Source organism: Nostoc sp. KVJ3 (assembly GCF_026127265.1).
Lineage (GTDB): Bacteria > Cyanobacteriota > Cyanobacteriia > Cyanobacteriales > Nostocaceae > Nostoc.
This window is the reverse complement of sequence record NZ_WWFG01000002.1, coordinates 2,550,602-2,572,519: the sequence shown is the minus strand read 5'-3', so window position 1 is coordinate 2,572,519 and position 21,918 is coordinate 2,550,602. Positions and strand designations below refer to the sequence as shown.

The 21,918-nt window shown below is 40.6% G+C and carries 19 protein-coding genes, 1 tRNA gene and 1 pseudogene; 5 read left to right on the top strand and 16 right to left on the bottom strand.

The features are described 5' to 3' along the window. Nucleotides 1-511: 511 nt before the first annotated feature. Nucleotides 512-1,687, top strand: a complete 1,176-nt coding sequence (locus GTQ43_RS26985; RefSeq protein ID WP_265275753.1) for a patatin-like phospholipase family protein — start codon at nucleotides 512-514, stop codon at nucleotides 1,685-1,687. Nucleotides 1,688-2,590: 903 nt separating this feature from the next. Here GTQ43_RS26985 and tsaE read toward each other — a convergent pair. Both tsaE and GTQ43_RS26975 read right to left on the bottom strand, forming a co-directional pair. After that, the gene (gene tsaE, locus GTQ43_RS26980) at nucleotides 2,591-3,046 is read right to left on the bottom strand and encodes a tRNA (adenosine(37)-N6)-threonylcarbamoyltransferase complex ATPase subunit type 1 TsaE (RefSeq protein ID WP_265275752.1); all 456 of its coding nucleotides are present in this window, start codon (nucleotides 3,044-3,046) and stop codon (nucleotides 2,591-2,593) included. A 60-nt stretch (nucleotides 3,047-3,106) separates the two neighbouring features. Beyond that, entirely contained in the window at nucleotides 3,107-4,477 is a 1,371-nt protein-coding gene (locus tag GTQ43_RS26975) for a gluconeogenesis factor YvcK family protein (protein ID WP_265275750.1), read from the bottom strand. A 174-nt stretch (nucleotides 4,478-4,651) separates the two neighbouring features. Between GTQ43_RS26975 and ruvC the strand changes: the two genes are divergently transcribed. Then, nucleotides 4,652-5,143, top strand: coding sequence for a crossover junction endodeoxyribonuclease RuvC (gene ruvC, locus GTQ43_RS26970; protein ID WP_265275749.1), 492 nt, complete (start codon nucleotides 4,652-4,654; stop codon nucleotides 5,141-5,143). A gap of 256 nt (nucleotides 5,144-5,399) precedes the next feature. Here the strand turns inward: ruvC and GTQ43_RS26965 are convergent, their stop codons facing one another. The 5 genes from GTQ43_RS26965 to GTQ43_RS26945 all read right to left on the bottom strand — a co-directional run bounded on the left by GTQ43_RS26965 (nucleotide 5,400) and on the right by GTQ43_RS26945 (nucleotide 10,421). Then, a complete protein-coding gene (locus GTQ43_RS26965; protein ID WP_265275748.1) occupies nucleotides 5,400-7,589 on the bottom strand; it encodes a xanthine dehydrogenase family protein molybdopterin-binding subunit in 2,190 nt (729 codons plus the stop codon). Continuing rightward, nucleotides 7,586-8,563 (bottom strand): FAD binding domain-containing protein, encoded by a 978-nt coding sequence (locus tag GTQ43_RS26960; RefSeq protein ID WP_265275747.1) that lies wholly within the window; start codon nucleotides 8,561-8,563, stop codon nucleotides 7,586-7,588. The genes GTQ43_RS26965 and GTQ43_RS26960 overlap by 4 nt, the downstream gene beginning before the upstream one ends. Next, entirely contained in the window at nucleotides 8,550-9,098 is a 549-nt protein-coding gene (locus tag GTQ43_RS26955) for a (2Fe-2S)-binding protein (protein WP_265275746.1), read from the bottom strand. Before GTQ43_RS26955 ends, GTQ43_RS26960 begins: the two co-directional genes overlap by 14 nt. 532 nt (nucleotides 9,099-9,630) lie before the next feature. Then, nucleotides 9,631-9,912, bottom strand: a complete 282-nt coding sequence (locus tag GTQ43_RS26950; RefSeq protein WP_265275745.1) for a hypothetical protein — start codon at nucleotides 9,910-9,912, stop codon at nucleotides 9,631-9,633. Next, nucleotides 9,909-10,421, bottom strand: a complete 513-nt coding sequence (locus GTQ43_RS26945) for a hypothetical protein (protein WP_265275744.1) — start codon at nucleotides 10,419-10,421, stop codon at nucleotides 9,909-9,911. The genes GTQ43_RS26950 and GTQ43_RS26945 overlap by 4 nt, the downstream gene beginning before the upstream one ends. A 488-nt stretch (nucleotides 10,422-10,909) precedes the next feature. Between GTQ43_RS26945 and GTQ43_RS26940 the strand changes: the two genes are divergently transcribed. Beyond that, nucleotides 10,910-12,151 (top strand): FAD-dependent oxidoreductase, encoded by a 1,242-nt coding sequence (locus GTQ43_RS26940; RefSeq protein ID WP_321162518.1) that lies wholly within the window; start codon nucleotides 10,910-10,912, stop codon nucleotides 12,149-12,151. 239 nt (nucleotides 12,152-12,390) lie between these two features. Here the strand turns inward: GTQ43_RS26940 and GTQ43_RS26935 are convergent, their stop codons facing one another. From GTQ43_RS26935 to leuC, 6 genes are all read right to left on the bottom strand, one after another. Continuing rightward, nucleotides 12,391-12,615 carry a hypothetical protein gene (locus GTQ43_RS26935; RefSeq protein WP_265275743.1) on the bottom strand — a complete coding sequence of 75 codons (225 nt, stop codon included), beginning with the start codon at nucleotides 12,613-12,615 and terminating at the stop codon, nucleotides 12,391-12,393. 16 nt (nucleotides 12,616-12,631) lie between these two features. Further along, the gene (locus GTQ43_RS26930) at nucleotides 12,632-13,126 is read right to left on the bottom strand and encodes a DUF6174 domain-containing protein (protein ID WP_265275742.1); all 495 of its coding nucleotides are present in this window, start codon (nucleotides 13,124-13,126) and stop codon (nucleotides 12,632-12,634) included. Nucleotides 13,127-13,236: 110 nt separating this feature from the next. Then, nucleotides 13,237-13,671 (bottom strand): type II toxin-antitoxin system VapC family toxin, encoded by a 435-nt coding sequence (locus tag GTQ43_RS26925; protein ID WP_265275740.1) that lies wholly within the window; start codon nucleotides 13,669-13,671, stop codon nucleotides 13,237-13,239. Continuing rightward, nucleotides 13,668-15,611 (bottom strand): DUF4209 domain-containing protein, encoded by a 1,944-nt coding sequence (locus GTQ43_RS26920; protein WP_265275739.1) that lies wholly within the window; start codon nucleotides 15,609-15,611, stop codon nucleotides 13,668-13,670. The genes GTQ43_RS26925 and GTQ43_RS26920 overlap by 4 nt, the downstream gene beginning before the upstream one ends. Before the next feature lie 134 nt (nucleotides 15,612-15,745). After that, nucleotides 15,746-16,354: a 3-isopropylmalate dehydratase small subunit gene (gene leuD / locus GTQ43_RS26915; protein ID WP_265275738.1), complete on the bottom strand. Its 609-nt coding sequence runs from the start codon at nucleotides 16,352-16,354 to the stop codon at nucleotides 15,746-15,748. Between the two features lie 50 nt (nucleotides 16,355-16,404). Next, the gene (gene leuC, locus GTQ43_RS26910; protein ID WP_265275737.1) at nucleotides 16,405-17,808 is read right to left on the bottom strand and encodes a 3-isopropylmalate dehydratase large subunit; all 1,404 of its coding nucleotides are present in this window, start codon (nucleotides 17,806-17,808) and stop codon (nucleotides 16,405-16,407) included. Nucleotides 17,809-18,280: 472 nt separating this feature from the next. On the opposite strand from leuC, the gene GTQ43_RS26905 reads away from it, so the two are divergent. Next, nucleotides 18,281-18,688 carry a hypothetical protein gene (locus GTQ43_RS26905; RefSeq protein WP_265275736.1) on the top strand — a complete coding sequence of 136 codons (408 nt, stop codon included), beginning with the start codon at nucleotides 18,281-18,283 and terminating at the stop codon, nucleotides 18,686-18,688. A gap of 241 nt (nucleotides 18,689-18,929) precedes the next feature. Here GTQ43_RS26905 and GTQ43_RS26900 read toward each other — a convergent pair whose 3' ends face one another. The 3 genes and pseudogenes from GTQ43_RS26900 to GTQ43_RS26890 form a co-directional block, all read right to left on the bottom strand. Next, on the bottom strand, nucleotides 18,930-19,769 hold the full coding sequence (locus GTQ43_RS26900; protein WP_265275735.1) for an LssY C-terminal domain-containing protein: 840 nt from the start codon (nucleotides 19,767-19,769) through the stop codon (nucleotides 18,930-18,932). A 529-nt stretch (nucleotides 19,770-20,298) separates the two neighbouring features. Then, nucleotides 20,299-20,372 (bottom strand) — tRNA-Val (locus GTQ43_RS26895). A 355-nt stretch (nucleotides 20,373-20,727) separates the two neighbouring features. Continuing rightward, nucleotides 20,728-20,913: pseudogene (locus GTQ43_RS26890) on the bottom strand (IS1 family transposase); the annotation flags it as partial. On the opposite strand from GTQ43_RS26890, the gene GTQ43_RS26885 reads away from it, so the two are divergent. Next, complete coding sequence (locus GTQ43_RS26885; RefSeq protein WP_321162517.1) at nucleotides 20,842-21,864, top strand: alpha/beta hydrolase family esterase; 1,023 nt, start codon at nucleotides 20,842-20,844, stop codon at nucleotides 21,862-21,864. The pseudogene GTQ43_RS26890 and the gene GTQ43_RS26885 overlap by 72 nt on opposite strands. The last annotated feature ends 54 nt before the right edge of the window (nucleotides 21,865-21,918 follow it).

The following is a 21,918-nucleotide window of genomic DNA, read 5'->3' as shown; positions in this document are numbered from 1 at the left end:
ATTTATTTAAGCTTACGTAGTAGACAAATAATTTTCCATCAAAGCCATACTTGAACTGACAAGATTTTCATTTATCCAGAGTCAACCGATTTTGGATTTTGGATTTTAAATTTGGGATTTTTGATTGACCCCGATCGCAAGAGTACGGGGCAATATGATTTTAAATTTGGGATTTTGGTGAAGCAGCCCGGTCTTCTCCCAAAGGGAGAGGCTACCGCCTTCTCTGCGAGAGGCTTCCGCTAACGCGAAGCGTCTAGTAGAGAAGGGGGTTTCCCAGCGTAGGCGACTGTTAGCGCAGCGTAAAGCCTACGGCATAGCTCCGCTTAGAGCGAGTCTGAGAACCTCACCCGAAGGGCAGTTATTTAAAAAAATTAGGCATCTTCCACCCGGATAGGAGCAAATAAAACCGGATTGCGACCAATCTCATAATATATGACCTCCATCCAAGTCATGTATTCCTCAGAAACTATGCCCGGAAAGATCACCAGAGAAATAATCAAGGAGAATTACTATGTCCTTCAAAATTTTAGCTTTAGATGGTGGCGGTATTCGTGGAGTTGTTGCGGCACGAATACTTCAACAAGTAGAACAAGAAATTAGAAGTCAGGGCAAAGCAAACTTCTTGCACGAATACTTCGATCTAATTGCTGGCACTTCTACCGGTTCAATATTAGCAGGAGGGATTGCTGTTGGAATGGAGAGTAATGAACTAATTGAAATGTATAAAGACCGGGGTAAAGATATATTCCCCTTAGATATAAAAGAACGCTATAAAAACTTGCCGTCTATTATAAGATCGATCCTTGATGTATTCTCAGTATCTAGATATTCTCATGATGGACTGATTAGCGTCCTCAAAGATGCGTATAAATCCACAAGAATAAAGGATATTGATAAACCCATTCTCTTAATTCTTGCTTACGATACGTTATATCGCAATACAACCTTTTTTACAAATTGTCATCCTGATTTAGGAGACAGATGGTACGATGACTGTTATTTATGGGAGATATGTACCGCTTCTGCTTCCGCTCCTACTTTTTTTCCTCCATATAAATTAGAACCTCTAGATAAACAAAAATTTGGTGATTGGGAATTTCCCCATATTGATGGCGGAGTTTCTGCGAACAATCCGTCTCTTGCAGCTTTGAGTCTAGCTATGAGGCTCAGTCAGTCTTCAGTATCTCCAATAATCAAGCAAAAATATAAACTGGATAATCTGCGATTAGAAGATATTTCTATCCTTTCTATTGGCACAGGTCAAACTGGTGAACCATACCAATATAAGCAAATCAGTACATGGAGAGGCTTAGACTGGGTAAAAAATCTGACTAATATTTTTATGGAACCGACATCTGAGATTGGTAGTACGATTTGCCGACAAATCATGGGTGGATATGATTCAAAACGTTACTTACGTCTTCAGTTTGACTTGAATGAGACATTTAAACCCAAGCCCAAAGAGACTTATAAAGATCCTCGCATTGTATTACCCCCAGAAGATCGAAAAAACCGATTTACAGGCGAAAGAGTCAGTGAAGAAATAGATAATGCTAGTGCTGATATTCTTCAGCAGTTAATAGATACCACCTCTGCATTTATCGATCGAGGTCTTACGTACTATACCAGAGATGACTCTGGTTCTCAGATCAAAAAGGCGATCGCTTCTTTCATTAGATATAACTAGTGCATACACGCAGATACATTAAGAATAAGTAGCATGCATAATACATCTCGTATTTATACATAATTATCGTATAAATACGAGATGTTTTGTTTAAGTCCCGCCATAGTTATCGCGTTACCCCTCCCCAAGTAGGCTGTTGACTTTGATTTAATTTAGGGTTTTTTGGTTCATGTTATTTTTGTGTCATTGCAAGCGAAGCGAAGCAATCCCAGGCGATTGCTTCACTTCGCTCGCAATGACATATATTTTGCATGACTTTTTAACTCTTAAAAAGGCATAGAGTCAACAGCCTACTCCCCAAGGCATCGGGGAGGGTTGGGGAGGGGTAGTTTTATTATGGATAATTGAGCGGACTTGATATGAGTGTTAGTTACAGATATCAAGAGAATAATCTATTAGTATTTAAAATCACTTTGAATTAACTTTCAACCATTTGATAAATCAGTATTATTGTGTATATATTATGACTCTAGTTCGAGTATATTGAGTATAAGGAAAAGTTAGACAACTTCTACATAACTTGATGTTGTTTAACTTTTATCTACTAACTTTGGCCGCTAAATAATCCAGATTTGTTCTCTTAATGACAGTAGAGAATAAATCAGGTTAAATCAAGCTGACTAAGTTCTACAAAAACTTTCATTTAACCCAACAACAGGTTACATTTTCTTAATTCATAAACTATCTAAATCAGTTTTTTAACTGATTATTGCAGCAATAAAGCTGAAATTACAAAATTTTTCATTTATTTTTGGTTGAGATAACAATGTTAGTGACTTACAGTGGTGAACGTGGTAGTGGTAGATAGGACGAGTGTGGAGTTATCCCTTGACTATTTGTAAAAATTTTTAGTGTTGCGATCTAAAAAAGTAAAATCTCTTGTAGTTCCATCGAGAGATGAGCTTAGATAGCAGCAATGACTTCACTAAGGACACAATTGAATGGTATGAGTTCGACTTGACGAGTGCCTTCATCTCCATAAGTCAAACTCACACTTAGATAACTATCTGGCTTGTAGGGCAATCGTTCTGCCCATTCAACGGCCACAATTCCTAGTATGACTTCAACACCTTGCCAGTAACTTTCTAAATTTAAGGCTGCAACTTCTTGTGGTTCTAAGCGATATAAATCTAGGTGGTAAAGTGGGAGCCGTCCTTCTGTGTATTCATTAATTAGAGTGAAAGTTGGACTGACAATAGGTTCAGTGATTCCCAAACCCTTGCCAATCCCTTGAACTAGGGTAGTTTTACCAGCGCCTAAATCACCTTGTAGTAAAATTACACTGCCAGGAGTCAGGGATTCACCAAGAGTAATACCTAAGCGTAGCGTCGCCTCTGTATCTGCAAGAAAAATTTTCATAATTATTCAGTCATTGGGCATGGGGCATTGGTTATTTACTAATGACTTAATGACTAATCACTACCTAACATGATGAACTCTACCGTACCACCGCAACAACACTTGTGCTAGTTTCTGCGGGTTATGACGGACAAAACCTGTTTCATCTTCATACAAAACATTAGCTGGAACAATCCGTCGTCCTAGCTGAATTACAGCTTCTCTATCTAGGAAAACAGGATGGGAGTTTTGTTGAGCGTAGCGGATGAGTGATTGTTCCGAGGGGGATTTTTTGTGTATCAACACAGCATCAAATAGCCGTCTTTCCCCACAAGCAGCATCAATTGCTCTGATGTGATCGGCAACAGTGTAGCCTTCAGTTTCTCCTGGTTGAGTCATTATATTGCAGATATAAATACGGGGTACATCTGTTTGAGCGATCGCATCGGCAATTTCTGGTACTAATAAATTAGGAATTAGACTTGTATAAAGGCTACCTGGCCCAATAATTATGTAATCAGCTTCTTTAAGTGCCTTAATAGCTGCTGGTACAGCTGGAGGATTAGCTGGAATGCAGCCAATTTTGACAATTTTCCCCCCAGCTTTGGGAATGCTAGACTCCCCATCAATGCGGCGACCATCGGCTAATTCTGCCCAGAGACGAACATCACTGAGAGTTGCTGGTAGTACTTGTCCCCGTACCGCTAGCACTTTGGAACTAGCTGCAACTGCTTGTTCTAAATCTCCAGTAATATCACTCATTGCCGTTAAAAACAAATTGCCAAAACTATGACCGATTAAGCCATCTCCAGCCCGAAAACGGTATTGAAACAATTCTGTTAATAACTTTTCCTCATCAGCTAGTGCAGCCAAACAATTGCGAATATCCCCTGGTGGTAGCACTCCAAATTCTTGACGCAACCGCCCAGAAGATCCACCGTCATCAGCTACAGTGACAATCGCAGTAATATTAGCGCTGTAGGTTTTTAGTCCTCTCAACAACGTAGAGAGTCCCGTACCACCACCAATTACTACTATTTTCGGGCCTCGGTATAATCGACGATGAGCCAGCAAGATATCAATGAGTTCTTCTCCACCTTCTGCTCTTAGTACCTTAGTAATTGAGCCGACAGTACGAGTTTGCCCCCAAAGTACTAACAACAAGCCGCCAAGCAGCACCAAAGGCCCACTAACATAGTTGGGTAAGAGGTTAGTGATTACTCCCAGAAAATTCCTAACCAACTCAATCATCCAAAAGATGGGAGTTAGTTTAATCCAAATAGCTAACCCCAAACTAGCCAGCAGTACACCCCCAAGACTGATCAACAACCAACGTTTTACGGATAGTCCAGGGGATAACCATTTGAACCACTGGTTAACCCGATGGGAAGTTCGAGAGCGCGACTGCTTTTGCAGGGCGTTGAGGGCTTGTCTCAGAAAACCAATTGACATACCTGATTTACAGCAGTGCTACAAACAATAATTAACAGAAAATGTACACCACTTGGTTTCAAATAGTAGGCGTGAAACTATTATATTTGTCTATTCCATTAGACTAAGAGCAAGTGGTTAAGATTGCCAGTATTCCCACTTAAACAATAGCGTGACTTAGCAAAAGTGAATTGAATGGAAAAACGAATTTTAGGATTAGACCCCGGACTGGCAACTTTAGGATTTGGGGTAATTACCTGCACACAAATTCCCAATAAGGTACAAGAAACTACAGTAAATATGCTAGATTTTGGGGTAATTAAAACGTCAGCTGATGTAGAAATGGGACAGCGCCTATGTACCTTGTTTGATGATTTACACACCGTGATGGAGGAATTTAAACCAGATTTGGTTGCGATCGAGAAACTATTCTTCTATCGGATGTCAAATACAATCTTGGTTGCACAAGCGCGGGGTGTACTAATTTTGGTGTTGGGGCAGCGTCGTCTTCCCTATGTAGAGTTTACTCCTGCTCAAATTAAGCAAGCTTTAACAGGCTATGGTAATGCTGATAAGTCTGAAGTGCAAGAGGCGGTGGCGCGAGAGTTGGATTTAGATGAAATTCCCAAGCCTGATGATGCTGCTGATGCTCTGGCGGTAGCATTGACTGCTTGGTATCAGGTCTAAGTGTACGCAAACAATAAACTTCTTGACTAACTCGTAAAGTCCTTGACTAATATCATGTCCGCCAAATTACCCATAATAAAAGAACCCCACCCCCAACCCCTCCCCGCAAGCGGGGAGGGGAGACAAAGCATAGCTTTGGCGGGGTGGGGTTCTTCGGGTTTAATAAGCAATCAAGCGTACATGATATAACTGTCACAGAGTAAAATAGGTATTCATAGTTTGCGCTGTAGCGCCAAAGCGCAAACTATAAAACTATTTACAGCAATTTATCTGGTGTAATTGGCAAATCACGAATCCGTTTACCTGTGGCATGATAGACTGCGTTAGAGATGGCTGCCGCTACCCCAACAATCGGAAGTTCCCCTAAGCTTTTGGTTCCTAGTGCATTCACATAAGGGTCGTGTTCTTCAATAAATTGCACTTCCATATTGGGGATATCTGCATGAACGGGAATCAGGTAATCGGAAAGGTTAGCACCAACTATTCTGCCCTGATTGGCATCTATTACAGTTTTCTCCATCAGCGCCATGCCTATCCCCCATGTAATTCCTCCTAAAACTTGACTCCGCGCTGTCTTGTAGTTGAGAATTAGCCCTGCATCATAAACGCCTACGCAACGTCTAATTTTAATTTCTCCCAATAATTCATCAACTGCAACTTCGACAAAGATTGCACCAAATGAGTGTTTGGCGTATTCTTTGCTTTCTGGGCTAAGTGAAGATTCTTCTGTAACTTCTAAACTCTCTAAACGATGACGATGCAAAATCTCGGTGTAACTGTCTCGCTTCGATGGATCTTGTTTTAAAAATATTTGCCCTGATTCGACGGTAATATCTTCTGGTTGAGATCCATAAAGTAGAGAATTTGGATCTTCGATCGCCATTTGAATTATTTTATCCCGAATAGCGATCGCAGCTTGATGCACTGCTGGGGAAACGCTACCAACTGTCATTGAGTTACCTGCAATCGGCGCTTGAGGAAAATTGCTATCGCCTAATTCAAATTGCACTGGTAAGCCTAATACTTCAGCAGCTACCTGCGTCATCACTGTATAAGTTCCTGTACCGATGTCTTGAGTACCACTTTGGACTTTAACTTTACCATTAGCAAAAATTTCTACTTTGACTGATGCAGTTCTAGAGTTGCTAGGAAATGTCGCACTTGCCATTCCCCAACCAATTAGAAAATAACCATCTCCCATAGAACGGGGAACTGGGTTGCGTTGTAACCAACCAAAAATTTCTGCCCCTTTTTGATAACATTGTTTCAGGGATTTACTTGACCAAGGTAATCTTTTATGCGGCTCGATATCTGCATGATTTATTAATCTTAGTTCAATTGGGTCAATATTTAAGGCATAAGCTAGTTCGTCCATTGCCGATTCTAGGGCAAACATCCCCGTCGCTTCTCCTGGCCCGCGCATAAAGGTTGGTGTGCCAGTATTCATCCGTGCCAAACGGTATTTAATTTCCAAATTAGGACAGGCGTACATCATCGTTGTGGCTACGCCAACAGGTTCCACGAAGTCATCAAAGAGGGAAGTTAAGGATGTACCAATGTGATTGATAAGGGTTAATTTGCCTTCCTTGGTTGCACCTAATGTTAAATGTTGTTGAGTTTGGGATCTGTGGCCGCAAGAGGTGTACATTTGCGATCGCGTTAGTACAACTTTTACAGGGCGCTTTACTTGACGAGAGGCGATCGCAGCTAAGATTGTATGCGATCGCAACAGCGCTTTACAACCAAATCCTCCGCCTAAATATTTGGAGATGACACGGACATTCTCTTGAGGAATATTCAGCACAGATGCAATTCCTCTCTGGGTTGCCGAAATGCCTTGAGTGGTTTCATACAGAGTCAAATTATCCCCTTCCCACATTGCGATCGTTCCAGAAGGTTCAAGGGGATTATGATGTTCCATTGGTGTGGTATAATTCTCCTCTACCAGAACATCTGCTTGGGCTTTCCCTGATTCAACGTCTCCTCTGGTGATTTTACCCGGCATCATGCCAAAAAATATTGATTCGGGTTCAAATATCTCTGCATGTGCCATCGTGACTGTTGCAGTGGCTTCTTCGTAGATAATTTTTATCTTGGAGGCGGCGGTTTCGGCTTGTTCTAAAGTTTGGGCAATGACGATTCCCAAATGTTGACCATCGTAGTAAATATTATCGTCTTTTTCGGTTGGCTGGGGTTGTGGAGAGGGGAAGAAGGGGATTTTTACCAGCGATGGGGTTTGTTGGTAAGTAACGATATCTAGGACACCAGGGACGGCAACGGCGGCGGATGTGTCTATTTGGATAATTTTACCGTTTGCGATCGCGCTTTGAAAAATTACTCCATAAGTTAAATTCTCTATGGGCACATCGGCTGTGTAAGGCGCTTCTCCGGTAACTTTGAGTCTACCATCAACGCGATCGAGTGGTTTACCGATAATTTTATTCATAATTTTTCTGTCACAACTGAAAGCGCACGTATTAAAGCGCGTTTGACTAATTCAATTTTGAATTCATTGTGGGTTTGGGGTTTGGCTTCTTTAACGGCTGTTTCTCCTGCGGCTATAAAAGTAGCTTCATTAATTGCTTTGCCTTTGAGGAATTCTTCAACTTCCCAACTACGCCAAGGTTTGGGTGCTACTCCTCCAAAAGCGATGCGTGCTGATTTGATCGTGGCTTGTTCTACCTCTACAGCAACAGCTACAGAAACAAGAGCAAATTCGTAGGAAGCTCGATCCCTAACTTTTAAATAATAAGACTTATATGCAAAATTTGGAATTTCAATAGCGACAATTAATTCTCCTGGCTGTAATAGAGTTTCTTTTTCTGGTGTTTCACCTGGTAAGAGATAAAAATCATGAATTGAAATGCGACGCGCTTTTTCTGTCCCTTGGATGCAAATTACCGCATCTAATGCCGTTAGTGCTACAGCTAAATCGGAAGGATGAACGGCAATACAATGTTTACTCGCCCCGAAAATAGCGTGCATTCGATTGTAGCCTGTAATTGCGGCACAACCTATACTGGGAGTGCGTTTATTGCAGGGAAAAACCGAATCGCGAAAGTAGCCACAACGGACTCGTTGCAGTAAATTACCGCCTACTGTTGCCATATTTCGCAGTTGCGGTGAAGCACTTTGTAACAGTGCTTGACTAATTACGGGATAACATTCCTGAATTTGGGGATGAAAAGCGACATCACTCATTCGGGAGATAGCACCAATACGGATTCCATGAGGTTGAGATTCAATATTTGTTAAAGGCAAACTATTAATATCAATTAATATATTTGCGGTTTGAACTCCATCTTTCATTAATCCGAGTAAATCTGTACCACCAGCAATAAATGCAGAATTTGCGTCTTGATTGACTGTTGCGATCGCAGTTTCTGGGGAAGTAACTTTAGCATAACTAAATGGCTGCATTTTCCATTTCCTCTAGCACATCCTGAATTGCGGCAATAATATTAGGGTATGCTCCACAACGGCAAAGGTTTCCACTCATCTTTTCTCTAATTTCTGCCTCAGATATTGGTGATTCTTCTAATATCATCCCTACGGCTGAGAGAATTTGACCCGATGTGCAGTAACCACATTGAAAAGCATCATGGGTAATAAAGGCTGTTTGCATGGGATGGAGTTTGCCATCTTGTGCTAATCCCTCAATTGTGGTAATTTCATTATCGATGTGCATCACTGCTAGAGTCATACAAGAATTAATTCGCCGATTATTAACTAATACAGTGCATGCACCACATTCGCCGCGATCGCAAGCTTTTTTAGTCCCCATCAAACCTAATTTTTCCCGCAGTGCATCAAGTAAAGTAACGCGAGGTTCTAGTTTCAAGGAGTAGGATACACGATTGATGTTTAATGATAATTCTACTTCCTCGAAACCGAATATTTTCACTTCCGGGTTAAGAGGGTTTGAAGTTATTGGAACTAAGGAATTTTTTTCCATGTTTTATGCAGATAATAATTACATTTATTACTTTTAGCAAAACAGGACTGAGTTAAAAATGAGAATTATTAGTCAGCACTGTTTCGGGGAAATGACTATAGCAATTCTTAATCGCATAGAATACAGACCTAACAAGAACAGCCCCTTCCCTACTAACGTTGGGGAGTAAGATTCCATTCCTCTCTCCTTTTAGGAGCTACGGTGTACACACAAGTCTAATTACCCCCCTTAATCCCCCCTTATAAAGGGGGGAAACCGGAAAATCTTGTTCCCTCCCCAATACATACGGGGAGGGTTAGGGTGGGGTAAAACCTTGGGTTTTTCAGCTATTTCAGACTTGTGTGTACACCGTAGCTTAAAAAGGGGGGGCAAAAGTCTCTTAAAGTCCCCCTTTGTAAGGGGATTTAGGGGGATCTCCAACGATTTTGGGTTTCTACAGAGATGTGTGTACACCGTAGCCTTTTAGGAGAGAGGAATGGAAGTGAGATCAGAATGTATTGCTTCCATGCGAGAATTGATATAGATAGGTAATTTAGAGGTTTTTTTGGTAATATTCCTCTATTGCACCTACAGCTTTTAACAATGGCGAATCTAACGGCTCAATCCAATCCGCTACACCACGTGCTAAACCAAGAGTTGCAGTTTTTTCCGATGGTTCAAGCCGATCGTTTAGTGTCTTGGTTTTAATAGATTGTAAGGCAGCGATCGCATTATTTAAAGGTTCTGAAAACTCCGGTTTATCTTTAAGCGTTTGTTCAGCAATGTCAGATGCTTGGTCGATTAGCTTGATAAATTCTTCTGTCTTAGTTTTCATGAATTTGACGGACAACTAAAAGGTTTTACAACGAGATTTTTTCCCTCAGACCACTTGATATTTGGATCTTTGGAATCTTGAATGAATATCTGTTGACCACCCCCTGGATAACATTTTGTAGGTGCTTGAGGGGCAACAATTCCTTGATAAATTGTCGTTCCTGCTGGTAATGTTACTTTTTCTATGATAGTGGCTTGATTACCCCATGCTTGATTCAGAGCTAGATTTTTGATTACTTCGACATTTGTTTTATATTTGTTAGTTGTTAAATACCTACCATACTTGTTCTGACTGCTACTATAGTAGCGATAAAAAGTCTTAGGATGTTCTAGTTTGACTTCCTGACATTTAGAATCTAAGAAGGTAACGGCAATATCAGATGCTAGAGGGCATGAAGAGCTAACTTCTTGGGCAAGAACTTTTGGTGAATTTACAAAACGCGGCAATGAACTGACTGAAAAACTCAGAAGGCTTAAGCCAATGCATAGGGAAGCTGATTTAAATTTCATACAAACTCCTCTTCACAATTTTTTTGAATATGAAGATGATACAGCAAGCTTACTTCCGTTACAGTAAGTTTATGAAATTTAAAAGTCCAATTTCGGGAATTTATCGCCAAAATCGATGTAATGGTATTTATCAAGAAAGGCAGAGGGCAGGAGGCAGAAGGCAGAAGGGAATACTGCCTCCTCCCTCTGCCTGTGACCGAACCGAACTTGGGTATAAAACCCCACCGTCTATACGGTGCTTACAATTGGTTGGGGTCTGAATCCCCAACGAAAAAGTTCCTTCTGCCCTCTGCCCTCAGCATAGATGCCTTCTTCAATCGAGTTTGTCGGATTTGGAAAAATTTCTGAGTATGTGTAGTTTTTGTTACTTCCAGCAACTGCAAAACTGATGCAAACTAATTAGAACAATCATTCAGGGTTGATTCTTGAGGAAGATTGACTAAAACAGTACTTAGGCGTAATTTCAAAATTATTGTAGAGACGTTGCAATGGAACGTCTCTACTCGATTCCGATTCAAACTTCTAATATGAACATAAATCGAACTCAGAAATTATCTAAACCGATAGTAGATAAAGTTGCCATTGTCGGTGCTGGCCCAGGTGGGTTAGCTGCTGCTATAGCGCTGAGAAGCCAAGGTATAGACGTTCAAGTATACGAAAAAGCCCAAGAATTTCGTCCGGCTGGAACTGGACTAGGGCTAGCTCCTAATGGGTTGAGTTCTCTAGATGCGATCGCACCGGGAATTGTCGAAACCCTCAAAGCTTCAGGATGCGAGGTTCACCAAACGGTTTTAAAGAATATTCAGGGAGGAACAATCCGAACTAACCAAACCAAATATTTAGAGAAATATGGACAGCCATTATTAACTATTTGGTGGTATCGCCTCCAGCAAGTCTTAGCATCGAGATTGCCATCTGATATCATTCATCTCAATCATCGCTGTATCGGCTTTGAGCAAGATGAAAACGGTGTGGAAATTCATTTTGATGGTGAAAAATCGGTGTATGCAGATTTGCTGATTGGGGCTGATGGCGTTAACTCTGTAATCAGAGAAACTTTATTTGGCGAGGGTAAGCCTAATTACATTGGTAGTCTGTGTTGGCGTGCCGTCATCAAATATCACCACGAGCTATTTAACGACTATGAATTAGTTTTCATTAAAGGCAATCAACAGTTCATGTACCTTCTGAATGTAGGCGGCGGCTATACCAGTTGGATTAGTCGGAAGTTCTCGCCTGAGTACTCCCTCTCCGACAGCGCCGATCGAGTCAAGTCTCGTATTCTCCATGAATTAGCTGATTGGGATGAATCCTTTCGCGCAGTAGTAGAAGCGACACCAGCCGGGCAAATTTGGGAAGGGCCGATTTGCGATCGCCCAACCTTAACTCACTGGAGTCAAAACAAAGTCACTCTCTTAGGCGATGCAGCCCATCCAATGGCTCCAGCTATGGGACAGGGAGCCAATACCACTTTTGAAGATGCTTATGAACTGGGAGAGTGTTTTGCTGATTCAACTAATCTCCAAGAAGCTTTAAATACCTACGAACAGCGTCGCCTTGAACGCACAAAAATTATCCAGGCTCGCAGCGCTTTGGGTGAGATGCGCTACTACGATATCAATACTGAAGCAGCTAATGGGCAACGGGAGCAGCAAATGACAGTTAATGATGATTTTCAAAGATGGCTATATAATTACAAGCCATCTGTATCTGTAATAAACAAAACTTGAGTAATTACCAAAAAAAACTTATAGGAAAGGCTAATTTTATTGGGTAATTTGAGAATATCAGAAGTGACTGTTTTTAGTCAAGCCCTCAAACCCAACAAATTCGTTGAATAATTGAGAATTATTCGCGTAAAATCAACACAACTTAATCAAAATGTTAATTTTTATGAACTTTGAGCGCACTTAGCCATTGATACTAATTCTGTGTGAGTTGTTATGCAACAGGGGGTAAAATCTCCTTGTTATATGCGGGGTTGATTTTGTGCAGCTTCACAAATAATTGCTAAAAGAGCGATCGCTATGAGTTTTTTAGTAGTTGGTTGAGATGAAGCGGAAATAATCAGCCGAATACAGCGTTTTTCAGGTAAATGAATTACACAACAGGTAGGGGAGCCACTCCGTTGGGCGGGCAATGCCCGACTTGAAGGATGTGGCGTTGCACAGCATTGCTGTGCCTTTAAGATCATCTGTACCTCACTTGATCTATTTAATTTCCTGAAAATTATCGATTGTCAGATATATTTCTTCATCAGCTATTTGACTGTCATAATCGACATCAATTTGGGTTGGATAGCCGAGTTTAGGATTATATCGGACATTCAAGCTGAATGCGTTACGGTTAATAGCGTCTTGAATCACATTAAAAAGCTTGGGAATTGTTTTATATTTTTCAAAGTACTGCGGATTAACTGGTTGATGTGTAGCTACAGAAGTGATTGAAGTTGTTTGACCATTACGCACTTCAATAACTACTGGCCCTCTAGCATCTGGTATACAAAAGCAACCATTGCTAAACGTGTAGCGATAGTTAGAAATATTTGCCTGATTCCACAAGCGCCGATTAAAGTTTAATCGTCTTAAATTCAAGTTATTATTCGCTGGAGATTTTACTGTCTCTGTGGGAGTTTGAGGCATTGCTGGTAAGTTAAAACCTCCAGATAGCAACAGTACTGTACTGATAATGATAGGTAAGCGCATATCAATCCATTTAATTTTAAAAGTCTTAAATATATTAATTAATTAAATTGTTTAAATACACTTTATCTTTTGATTAAAATTTCTTTTGTGATTAATTAAATTTCCACATTTTAAGAATATCCCTGCATAGTCCAATCTTGAAGATATAAATTAGGAACTTTGCTAAAATCTTTTTGATTGCGCGTAACGACAATTGCCCCCTTAGCCAGAGCTATCGCAGCTATTCTTAAATCTTGCGTACCCACCTGGATTTTTTGCTGGCGCAAATTTTGGTAGTAATTGTATGCTGCTTCATCAAAATCCAACAAATTCATATTACAAAAGTAAATCTGAGTTATTCGCAAATTTCGATAAGCAACTGCTAGTAACTCTGGTTTAGTAGCACATTTGCTGATAGAAGCTAATCTACCTTTTAATTGTTCTTCTAGTGTGACTGTTGTAATAAATATGTTGGAACTTCCCATAGCTTGAGCGCGTTGTATAATTTTAGAATTACCATGTTGAGAAAGAGTAACATGATCGGTATCGAGGATATATTGGCTCAAGCTGACTGATTCTCCTCTAAAGAAGCTTCATAAGCAGCGACTTCTGCATCTAATTCACGTCGATTTGCAGCCATATCTTCTACAAAATCATCAAAAAGTGGGTCATCTTTGAAAATACCATCAAATTTAACCCAAGGATTGGACTCTTCAACCTGCTGTTGCTGTTTCAAGATTGGCAAACAACAAAGCCGTAATGTGACCCACCATAAGTAAGACATAATAGGGCTGTTGAATTCACCATCATTAATTAAACCGTGAGCCATGCGGTTTCTTAAATTTGAACCAGAACGTTCAATTAACAAACCTTGGAGATCAAAAAGTGTGTCTTCATCAAAAATTGAGTTTATTTGTGGATAGTTGCGGGCGAAAAGAGTAGTATTCAAATCACGCTCATCTTCAATTCCCTTATCGATATCAATTTTTGAGGGTAAAGCACCGTGTTTTCGGAGTAGATAACGGATAGAATTCTCAATTTGAGGAATGAGAATATGAGTTGATGTGAAGAAGTCTCCGGTTAATCCAGCATAAAGGCCTTTGGCAAACTGCTGTTCTCTACCTGGTGGCACAAAGGGGTTATTTGAAACAATTGGAAAGAAGTCTTCTACTTGTACATTATGTTCCAGATTTATTTGATACTTTGCTGGCTCAGTATAAGCTAGAGCCTGAAGTTGTTGATAGTAGATTGCATTTTTGTACATCTCAAAACGAATTGATTCTTCTACCTGCTCTGGATTATTGGATAAGCCTAACTTGGGTAGACGAGCTACAACTTTACCCATCTGATTAATCATTGAAGATGGGAATAAATGATATATGGGATTTTCAACAGCTATTTCCAAGACTTCTTGTCGAAGCTGAGACACTTTAGGTGGTGTTCCTAGAAATGCTAGAGAAAAGAGTGCATTATAAAATTCTTTATCTTTAACATGTGATCTAGCTATATCCACCTGAACACTAATATCTGTTTCATGAGAAATAGGAACTAACTCATTTAAGGATTGCTCCTGATACTGACTACGAAGCTTCCGAACCTCTTCGGCTCTTTGTTTGGCAGCTATAGTTTCATCCTTAGTACCTTGGACATTCATAAAAGCTTCAAAAGCTTTTTCCATAAAATGTGACGCTCGGAGGTAGCTTGGATCTATCCCCTTAAGGCTATCTTCAGCTTCTTTGACATAGGTTTCAGCAGCCTGTATTTGCGCTGTACGTTCCTGTTTTGCATCTTTTTCAAGACGATGCCATTGTGCTTTAATTTCCCAATAGTTTCTTGCTCTACGCCAATCATTCGCTGATTCTGATAGGGTTGCGGCTTTTTCAGCTAGAGCAGCATATTTATTAAAATCACCGCGTTTGTGTTCCTGTAAAAGCTCCATAAGCTTTGCTGATAAAAACTTTGGATCTTCCCCATTACAGCGTTCAAGAACTTTCTCTATATGTGCAACAACATCTTCAAATTTATGATTAATTTTGCGTGCTAGCCAGAGCGCCCGTTCAATTTTAGCGAAACATAAAGTCCAGTTTTCAAGATATTCTAATTCTGCGGCAGATTTTAAGTAATCTGTGACTGCTAACTGCGCCATTTTATAAGAGTCACGTCGTTTGCTAGTCCAGAGAATATCTGCAATTCGTGCTTGAAGCTCTGGGTCTAAGACTTCATCTACAATCTCAGCCAAAAAATCTAGATGATCTGTCAAGCGCTCAACAAATTTAGCCAAAAACTTTTCATTTGATCGTGGTTGGATTGCAGCATCAGTCACAACCGTCAGAATCTCAAAGACAGACTGTTCTCTGACATTTCCTGCCTCTTTTGCTTCCTGTGCCTTGTTCCAAAAGACTCTGTTGTAAGCACTACACTCTTTTCTCTCGCTGCTATTAAGCACGTCCTGCCAGCGAGAGTTAATAAAATCTTCTTTAGTGAGAGGAGGGTTTATTAATGGCATAGTCTAGAATTACTTGGCTATATATCTACTATGCCAAATCTGAAATAGATTGGGCTATTGTTAGCTCTGGCTGAATAATGCAAACAAAAGCTATAAATTAACATTCCCCAGCAGAGCCAGGGAATAAGAGAATGCTAACTCGCGGCTAAATTGCCCCAACCGACATAAGGTAATTTTGCTGCCGTTACCCGAACTTGGTCAGCATTTGCCACTAACTGACCGCAAGCATCCCAAGTTCCAGAAATAAATGTGCTTCTTGTCCCTTCACCGATCGCAACTGGGGCTGTGTAATCACCAATTTGCACTTGCAGAGTTTCTAGATTCACTGTTACGGCTACTTGGGGATTGGTAGCCACTAACTCTTGCAGTTGTTTAACAGTATTAGCATCGGCTGTCATACAAGGTATGCCCATTGCCACGCAGTTACCGAAAAAGATTTCGGCGAAGCTTTCACCGATTAAAGCTTGGATTCCCCATTTTGCGATCGCTTGGGGTGCGTGTTCCCGTGATGAACCACAGCCAAAGTTCCGATTGACTATTAAAATATTCGCGCCTTGGTATTGGGGTTGGTCAAAGGGATGTTCGCCTTTAAGTGCCGTTCGGTCATCAATAAATACGCCTTCGCCTAACCCATCAAAGGTAATGGCTTTCAAATAACGGGCGGGAATGATGCGATCGGTATCTATATCATTACCTACTAAGGGTATACCACGCCCTGAAACTGTTTTAACTTCACTCACCATAGTTTTTATAAAAACGAACCGCAAAGGACGCAAAGGAAAGAAAGAAAAGGTTACAGGAACTCGCGCACATCAGAGACTTCGCCTTTAATGGCAGCAGTGGCAACCATTGCCGGACTCATTAATAATGTCCGACCGGAGGATGAACCCTGTCTTCCTTTAAAGTTGCGGTTAGAGGAGGAGGCACTGATTTGTCTTCCTTGTAGCTTATCAGGGTTCATAGCTAGGCACATGGAACATCCGGGTTCGCGCCATTCAAATCCGGCTTCCTGAAAGATTTTATCTAGTCCTTCAGCTTCTGCCTCTTCTTTCACCCTTTCAGAACCAGGGACAACGAAGGCTTTGATTCCTTCTGCAACGTGGCGACCTTTGGCAATTTTCGCCGCTTCCCGTAAATCACTAATTCTGCCGTTGGTACAACTACCAATAAAGCAGACATCTATTTTGGTACCTTTAATCGGTTGACCTGGATATAAATCCATATATTGGTAAGCTTCTTCGGCAATGAATCGATCTTCTTCCAGCAGTTCTTCGGGCTGAGGCACTGACTGGTTGACACCGATACCTTGACCGGGAGTAATGCCCCAGGTGATAGTAGGAGAAATTTCCGCAGCGTCAAATACCACTACATCATCGTACTGGGCATCAGCATCGCTCTTGATGGATTCCCACCAAGCTACTGCTTTATCCCAATCTGCACCAACAGGTGCAAAATCTCTACCTTTGAGGTAATCGTAGGTGACTCCATCGGGATTAACATAGCCGCATCTAGCACCGCCTTCGATCGCCATATTGCACACTGTCATCCTTTCTTCCATATTCATTTGTTCAAATGTTGTACCTGCAAATTCGTAGGCGTAGCCCACACCACCTTTCACGCCAAGGGTGCGGATGATATGCAGGATGACATCTTTGGCATAAACTCCTGGGTTCAGGCTGCCATTGACTTCAATTTTTTTTACTTTTAGTTTCGAGAGGGCGAGGGTTTGGGAAGCTAGAATATCGCGGACTTGGCTAGTACCAATACCAAATGCGATCGCACCAAATGCCCCATGACTGGAAGTGTGGCTATCTCCACAAGCGATCGTCATTCCTGGCTGAGTCAATCCCAGTTCTGGAGCGATGACGTGAACGATACCCTGATTGCCAGAACCGATATTGTAAAAAGTTATGTTATTTTCTTGACAGTTATTTTCGAGCGCCTGAATCATTTCCTCTGCCAAACTATCAACAAAGGGACGTGCCTGATTTTCTGTCGGCACAATATGATCGACCGTAGCGACGGTACGCTCTGGAAATAGTACTTTTAAACCCCTCTCACGTAACATAGCAAAAGCCTGGGGACTGGTGACTTCATGAATTAGGTGAAGCCCAATAAATAGTTGCGTCAGCCCTGATGGAAGTGTACCAACGGTGTGTAAGTCCCAAACTTTATCAAACAGGGTACCTTTGCTCATACGTCAATCAGTATTTAAAGAGTCCGATATTAAATAGTATCAAAAAAGAGTCTATATTTTTCCAGATTACTTCATATTAACCCAAGTTGCGGGTTATCAAATTCTAGGTTTTTGCATCCGTCGATTCATGCGATCGCGAAACGATGACTTGTTAGTTCGCGTAGCGCATTGGTGTCAACTTAAGCAAAAAGGAACTATAAAATGTATAACTAAGAACATCTGGATTGATGTTCTTAGTTATATATTATAAGTAGAAAATGCCCAGCAAGAACAGGAAACCCATATCTGCGGTAGCAAAAGCATATACCAGCGCCGCCAACAAAGGAAATCGCCTAAAATCACAGCCAAATACTTGTTCATTCAACCTCTTACACTGAACTGAATCCACAGCTTTTATTTTCTAACTAAGAGAAAACATATTTATAATGATCTGATTAGTTTTCAGCTTGAAAAAGGCGAGGGTAGTAGTAGTATGAACCGAACCAGTCTAGGTGTATTTCTTTCCAGCCTGATGGCTGTAAGTTTAGTGAGTGTGAGCTTAGTTCCGGCTCAAAAAGCATCTGCTGATGAACACATATTGCGAGATGTCGGTATCGGAGCAGGGGCTGGAGTAGTATCTGGGGCAGTAAGGAGACGTGGTTCGTTGCTGAATAATGCCATTAAAGGAGCAGCTGCTGGGGCAGCTGTTAATGGTGTCAATAGTACGAGGTCTAGATATCATAGAAAGCATCGGAATTTAGGTCAAGATGTTGGAGTAGGGGCAGCAGCTAGCACAGTTACAGGTGCTGTAACTCGCGGTGGCAAAGACACCCTTGGGGATGCAGTCGATGGTGCAGTAGCAGGAGCAGCTATTCATCTTTTGACCAATGGCAAAAATTAATAATTGCTTGTCAATTATGATATGCAATTGCATAGTTAGATAATCTATGGAATAAGGGCAGGGTCTACCTGCCTTTTACTAATAATGTGGTCTGTTCCATTCAACGATTAATAGTCTTGTCCCGACAGATACAGCACTTCCTGCTGCTATGAGGTACAGATACTTGGGATGCTATTAGTAGTCTGTCAAGCTAGTAATGAAAAGTTTGTAGTAAGCACAAAGCTTGCTTAGAAAATTTTGTTTAACCCTTTAGCAAGTGTTTCAGTAACAACCAGACTTGATTTTTGATCTCAACTGGTTGTGGATTGGGGAACTGAGTATAGGGTTTGGGTTGTGCAATACTGTTGGCTGAAAGTACACAAATAGTTAATTCTCCATCTGTGTAATATTTGTCGCCTCCTCCATTATGAGCTTGCCACGTAGCGCCGACACCAGTTACTTGATATAAACTAACAATCTGATGTGTATTTGCAATACTTTTAATTAGGCTATCTCTTTCTTGGTCAATATTTGCATCAATATGGTGAGTAATCTGTCCTGTATTATGGCTAAGTTCAACGCTTTGATCAAATGTCGCAGAACCTAACCATAAAGGTCTAAGATCGCTACTCAAGTCGTTTGATTGCCACAAGCGTAGATGATGTCGCTGCTTGGCACTATTGCCTACAGGGAGTTCAAAAGCCAAATCTTGCTTGCGTCCCCATAAATATAAACTACTCACAGGTGCAGTTGGGTAAGAATGCTTGAGGAGAACACTTTTAGCAATGCCAGCACTTGAGCGTAAGGTAATTGGGTCTGCTGGATACCAACCTGCTGCCAGTAGCATCTGTACTACTTCTGCTGTTGTACCAACAAATCCAATATTTAGTGGATCTCCAGAAATCCCTTCTGCCGTTTTGGTTGTTTTTGGAGAATGTTCCAGCTTTGGATTATGTTCGTAGTGACGCCACAGTGCTGGTAAAACTACATAACTAACCAGTCCATATAAGCCGAATAAAGCAACTAACGCCCCAAAAGCGTACCAAACCCAATGTCGATGTTTTGGGCGTAAATTGTTATTTGAGTTAGAAGCTTGTTGCATTTGAATCCGAGTGAGAATGGCAGCTTTTCTTTTTTAATTGATCGTGGCATCCTTGGAAACAATATTTCAAAAAACTTTTCTTTAATTCCTTGGGCGACGTTGTTTTGGCTATTTATCCGCAAGCATTTGTTCCGTGCGAATGAGGTGTATGTTAAGCTTTAGGTCGTATTCATCCCGTTTCTACAGGCGTTGAACCCCCGTAAATTGGCAATAGACATCTCCAAAAATTAAATATACGTAACCTGAAACCCTTGTAGAGATGTAGCACTGCTACCTCTCTACATTCATTTTCGGAGATGTCTAATGGTATTGTAATATCAGAAAATATTGGTTGCTACATTGCGGCAAGCACAAGAAAATTTACCTGGATAGATAGACTCATAACTAAATATGGTCAAGACTAGGTTTAATTAAATGTCAATTTTTTCAACCATAAGTTTGCCGCAGAAGTTTTCAACCATCAAGTTGCAGTTGCGGCAAAGATATACTTGAAATCGCAACATTTAATTTGTGAATCTACAGGTAACAATGGACGTAACTGGATTCGAACCAGTGACCTCTACGATGTCAACGTAGCGCTCTAACCAACTGAGCTATACGTCCTTACTACACAGTTATTAATAATAGCATATGCTTCTCTGCTCTTGCAACATAAAGACTAAATTCAGTTGTGGTCTTGAGTTTTGACTAATTTGCATTTAGCAGCAATGAATAGAAGGCAAGAGAAAGTTACCCAACTTCTTTTAGAGGCTGAGTTAAGTGGAATCGTTAAAACCCACATTCCGCACCCACAACTGTGACACCCCAAGAAAACAGATGTATTTAGTACATAGGAACTAATTAGTCGGAGAATTGACTAGAATTTATTGGAGACAAATAGAAATTATTATTCTTAAGTTAGATATATAGTCAATAAACTTGGACTTTGGGTAGTGGTAAATATGTAGTGATAATAAATTTAGACGTTACAACAAGAATTATAATGATGAATAAAATACCAAATAGTACCAATATGATTATCTAGCCTTTTAGAGAAGGATAAAGTCTTTCTAACCAAACGAGAAATTCTTTGATGCATTGTATTATTAAAGCGTTCAATATGATTAGTCTTGCCACTTTCCTTCCCAACTGGCTGATGACGTTTATAGTCTTAACAACTCTGACTGTTACCTCTAACTCACTTCAAGTAGAAGCAAAAAGTATCCCTAGAGAAAAAATTTTGCGAGGCGAGAATTATGGAACACTAAGAAACCAAGGAAAGTTACGTACATACTATATGTATACGCCAAAATATTACAATCCTAAGCATCCAATATCGTTAGTTTTAGTATTTCATGGAGATAATGGCAGTGGCAAATCTATAGAAAAAGTTTCTCGCTTCAATAATTTAGCAGAACTATTCGGATTTATTGCAGTTTATCCAAATGGACTTGACCATCAATGGAGCTTTACAGGTCACGTCAGACAAAAAGTAGATGATATTTCATTTGTTGCAGCTTTAATTGGGCATATACAGCAAATTACAAATATCAACCGACGTAAAATCTATGCCACTGGTTTTTCTGAAGGTGGGATACTGACTCAAGCTTTGGCCTGTAAACTTCCTAATCAAATTGCTGCTTTCGCATCAGTAGCTGGCTCTCTAACTACTCGATTTATGCATAGTTGCCATTCTTCGGTTTCTATCTCAATGATGATGATTAATGGTACGAAGGATTTGAGTGTCCATTATCATGGCGATCCCATTACTCAAAAAGAGGCTCTTGTTTCTATTCCAGAAACCATAAATTTTTGGCAAAGGCATGACCAATGTACTTCATTCTCTCAAATTCAAGAGTTAGCTCGAACTAAATCTCGTAATCACTTGCAAGTCAAAGCTTTTCGTTCCTCCGGTTGTAGAAATGGGTCAGAAGTCTTGCAGTTCAATATAGTCAACGGTGGGCATTTCTGGCCTGGTGGTACTTCAACTGATACTAAATTAAATCAGGTCAATATTCAGCTTGGTTTTAATGCCAGTAGAGCAATTTGGAGCTTTTTTCAACGCCACAGTTTGAGTAGTTTAAAACCGCCAACTATTAGGAAAGCTAAAAGATAATCTCCCAAACATCTGATAACACACGCAGATCGCAGTATTAGCAATAACACTGTC

Excerpts from the sequence above, each read along its gene's own strand:
- GTQ43_RS26905 (WP_265275736.1), top strand. The coding sequence starts at position 18,281 with ATGAACCGAACCAGTCTAGGTGTATTTCTTTCCAGCCTGATGGCTGTA.
- GTQ43_RS26975 (WP_265275750.1), bottom strand. The coding sequence starts at position 4,477 with ATGTCAATTGGTTTTCTGAGACAAGCCCTCAACGCCCTGCAAAAGCAG.
- GTQ43_RS26985 (WP_265275753.1), top strand. The coding sequence starts at position 512 with ATGTCCTTCAAAATTTTAGCTTTAGATGGTGGCGGTATTCGTGGAGTT.
- GTQ43_RS26955 (WP_265275746.1), bottom strand. The coding sequence starts at position 9,098 with ATGGAAAAAAATTCCTTAGTTCCAATAACTTCAAACCCTCTTAACCCG.
- GTQ43_RS26930 (WP_265275742.1), bottom strand. The coding sequence starts at position 13,126 with ATGCGCTTACCTATCATTATCAGTACAGTACTGTTGCTATCTGGAGGT.
- GTQ43_RS26950 (WP_265275745.1), bottom strand. The coding sequence starts at position 9,912 with ATGAAAACTAAGACAGAAGAATTTATCAAGCTAATCGACCAAGCATCT.
- GTQ43_RS26920 (WP_265275739.1), bottom strand. The coding sequence starts at position 15,611 with ATGCCATTAATAAACCCTCCTCTCACTAAAGAAGATTTTATTAACTCT.
- tsaE (WP_265275752.1), bottom strand. The coding sequence starts at position 3,046 with ATGAAAATTTTTCTTGCAGATACAGAGGCGACGCTACGCTTAGGTATT.
- GTQ43_RS26900 (WP_265275735.1), bottom strand. The coding sequence starts at position 19,769 with ATGCAACAAGCTTCTAACTCAAATAACAATTTACGCCCAAAACATCGA.
- GTQ43_RS26935 (WP_265275743.1), bottom strand. The coding sequence starts at position 12,615 with ATGATCTTAAAGGCACAGCAATGCTGTGCAACGCCACATCCTTCAAGT.
- leuD (WP_265275738.1), bottom strand. The coding sequence starts at position 16,354 with ATGGTGAGTGAAGTTAAAACAGTTTCAGGGCGTGGTATACCCTTAGTA.
- leuC (WP_265275737.1), bottom strand. The coding sequence starts at position 17,808 with ATGAGCAAAGGTACCCTGTTTGATAAAGTTTGGGACTTACACACCGTT.
- GTQ43_RS26885 (WP_321162517.1), top strand. The coding sequence starts at position 20,842 with ATGCATTGTATTATTAAAGCGTTCAATATGATTAGTCTTGCCACTTTC.
- GTQ43_RS26945 (WP_265275744.1), bottom strand. The coding sequence starts at position 10,421 with ATGAAATTTAAATCAGCTTCCCTATGCATTGGCTTAAGCCTTCTGAGT.
- GTQ43_RS26965 (WP_265275748.1), bottom strand. The coding sequence starts at position 7,589 with ATGAATAAAATTATCGGTAAACCACTCGATCGCGTTGATGGTAGACTC.
- GTQ43_RS26940 (WP_321162518.1), top strand. The coding sequence starts at position 10,910 with ATGGAACGTCTCTACTCGATTCCGATTCAAACTTCTAATATGAACATA.
- ruvC (WP_265275749.1), top strand. The coding sequence starts at position 4,652 with ATGGAAAAACGAATTTTAGGATTAGACCCCGGACTGGCAACTTTAGGA.
- GTQ43_RS26960 (WP_265275747.1), bottom strand. The coding sequence starts at position 8,563 with ATGCAGCCATTTAGTTATGCTAAAGTTACTTCCCCAGAAACTGCGATC.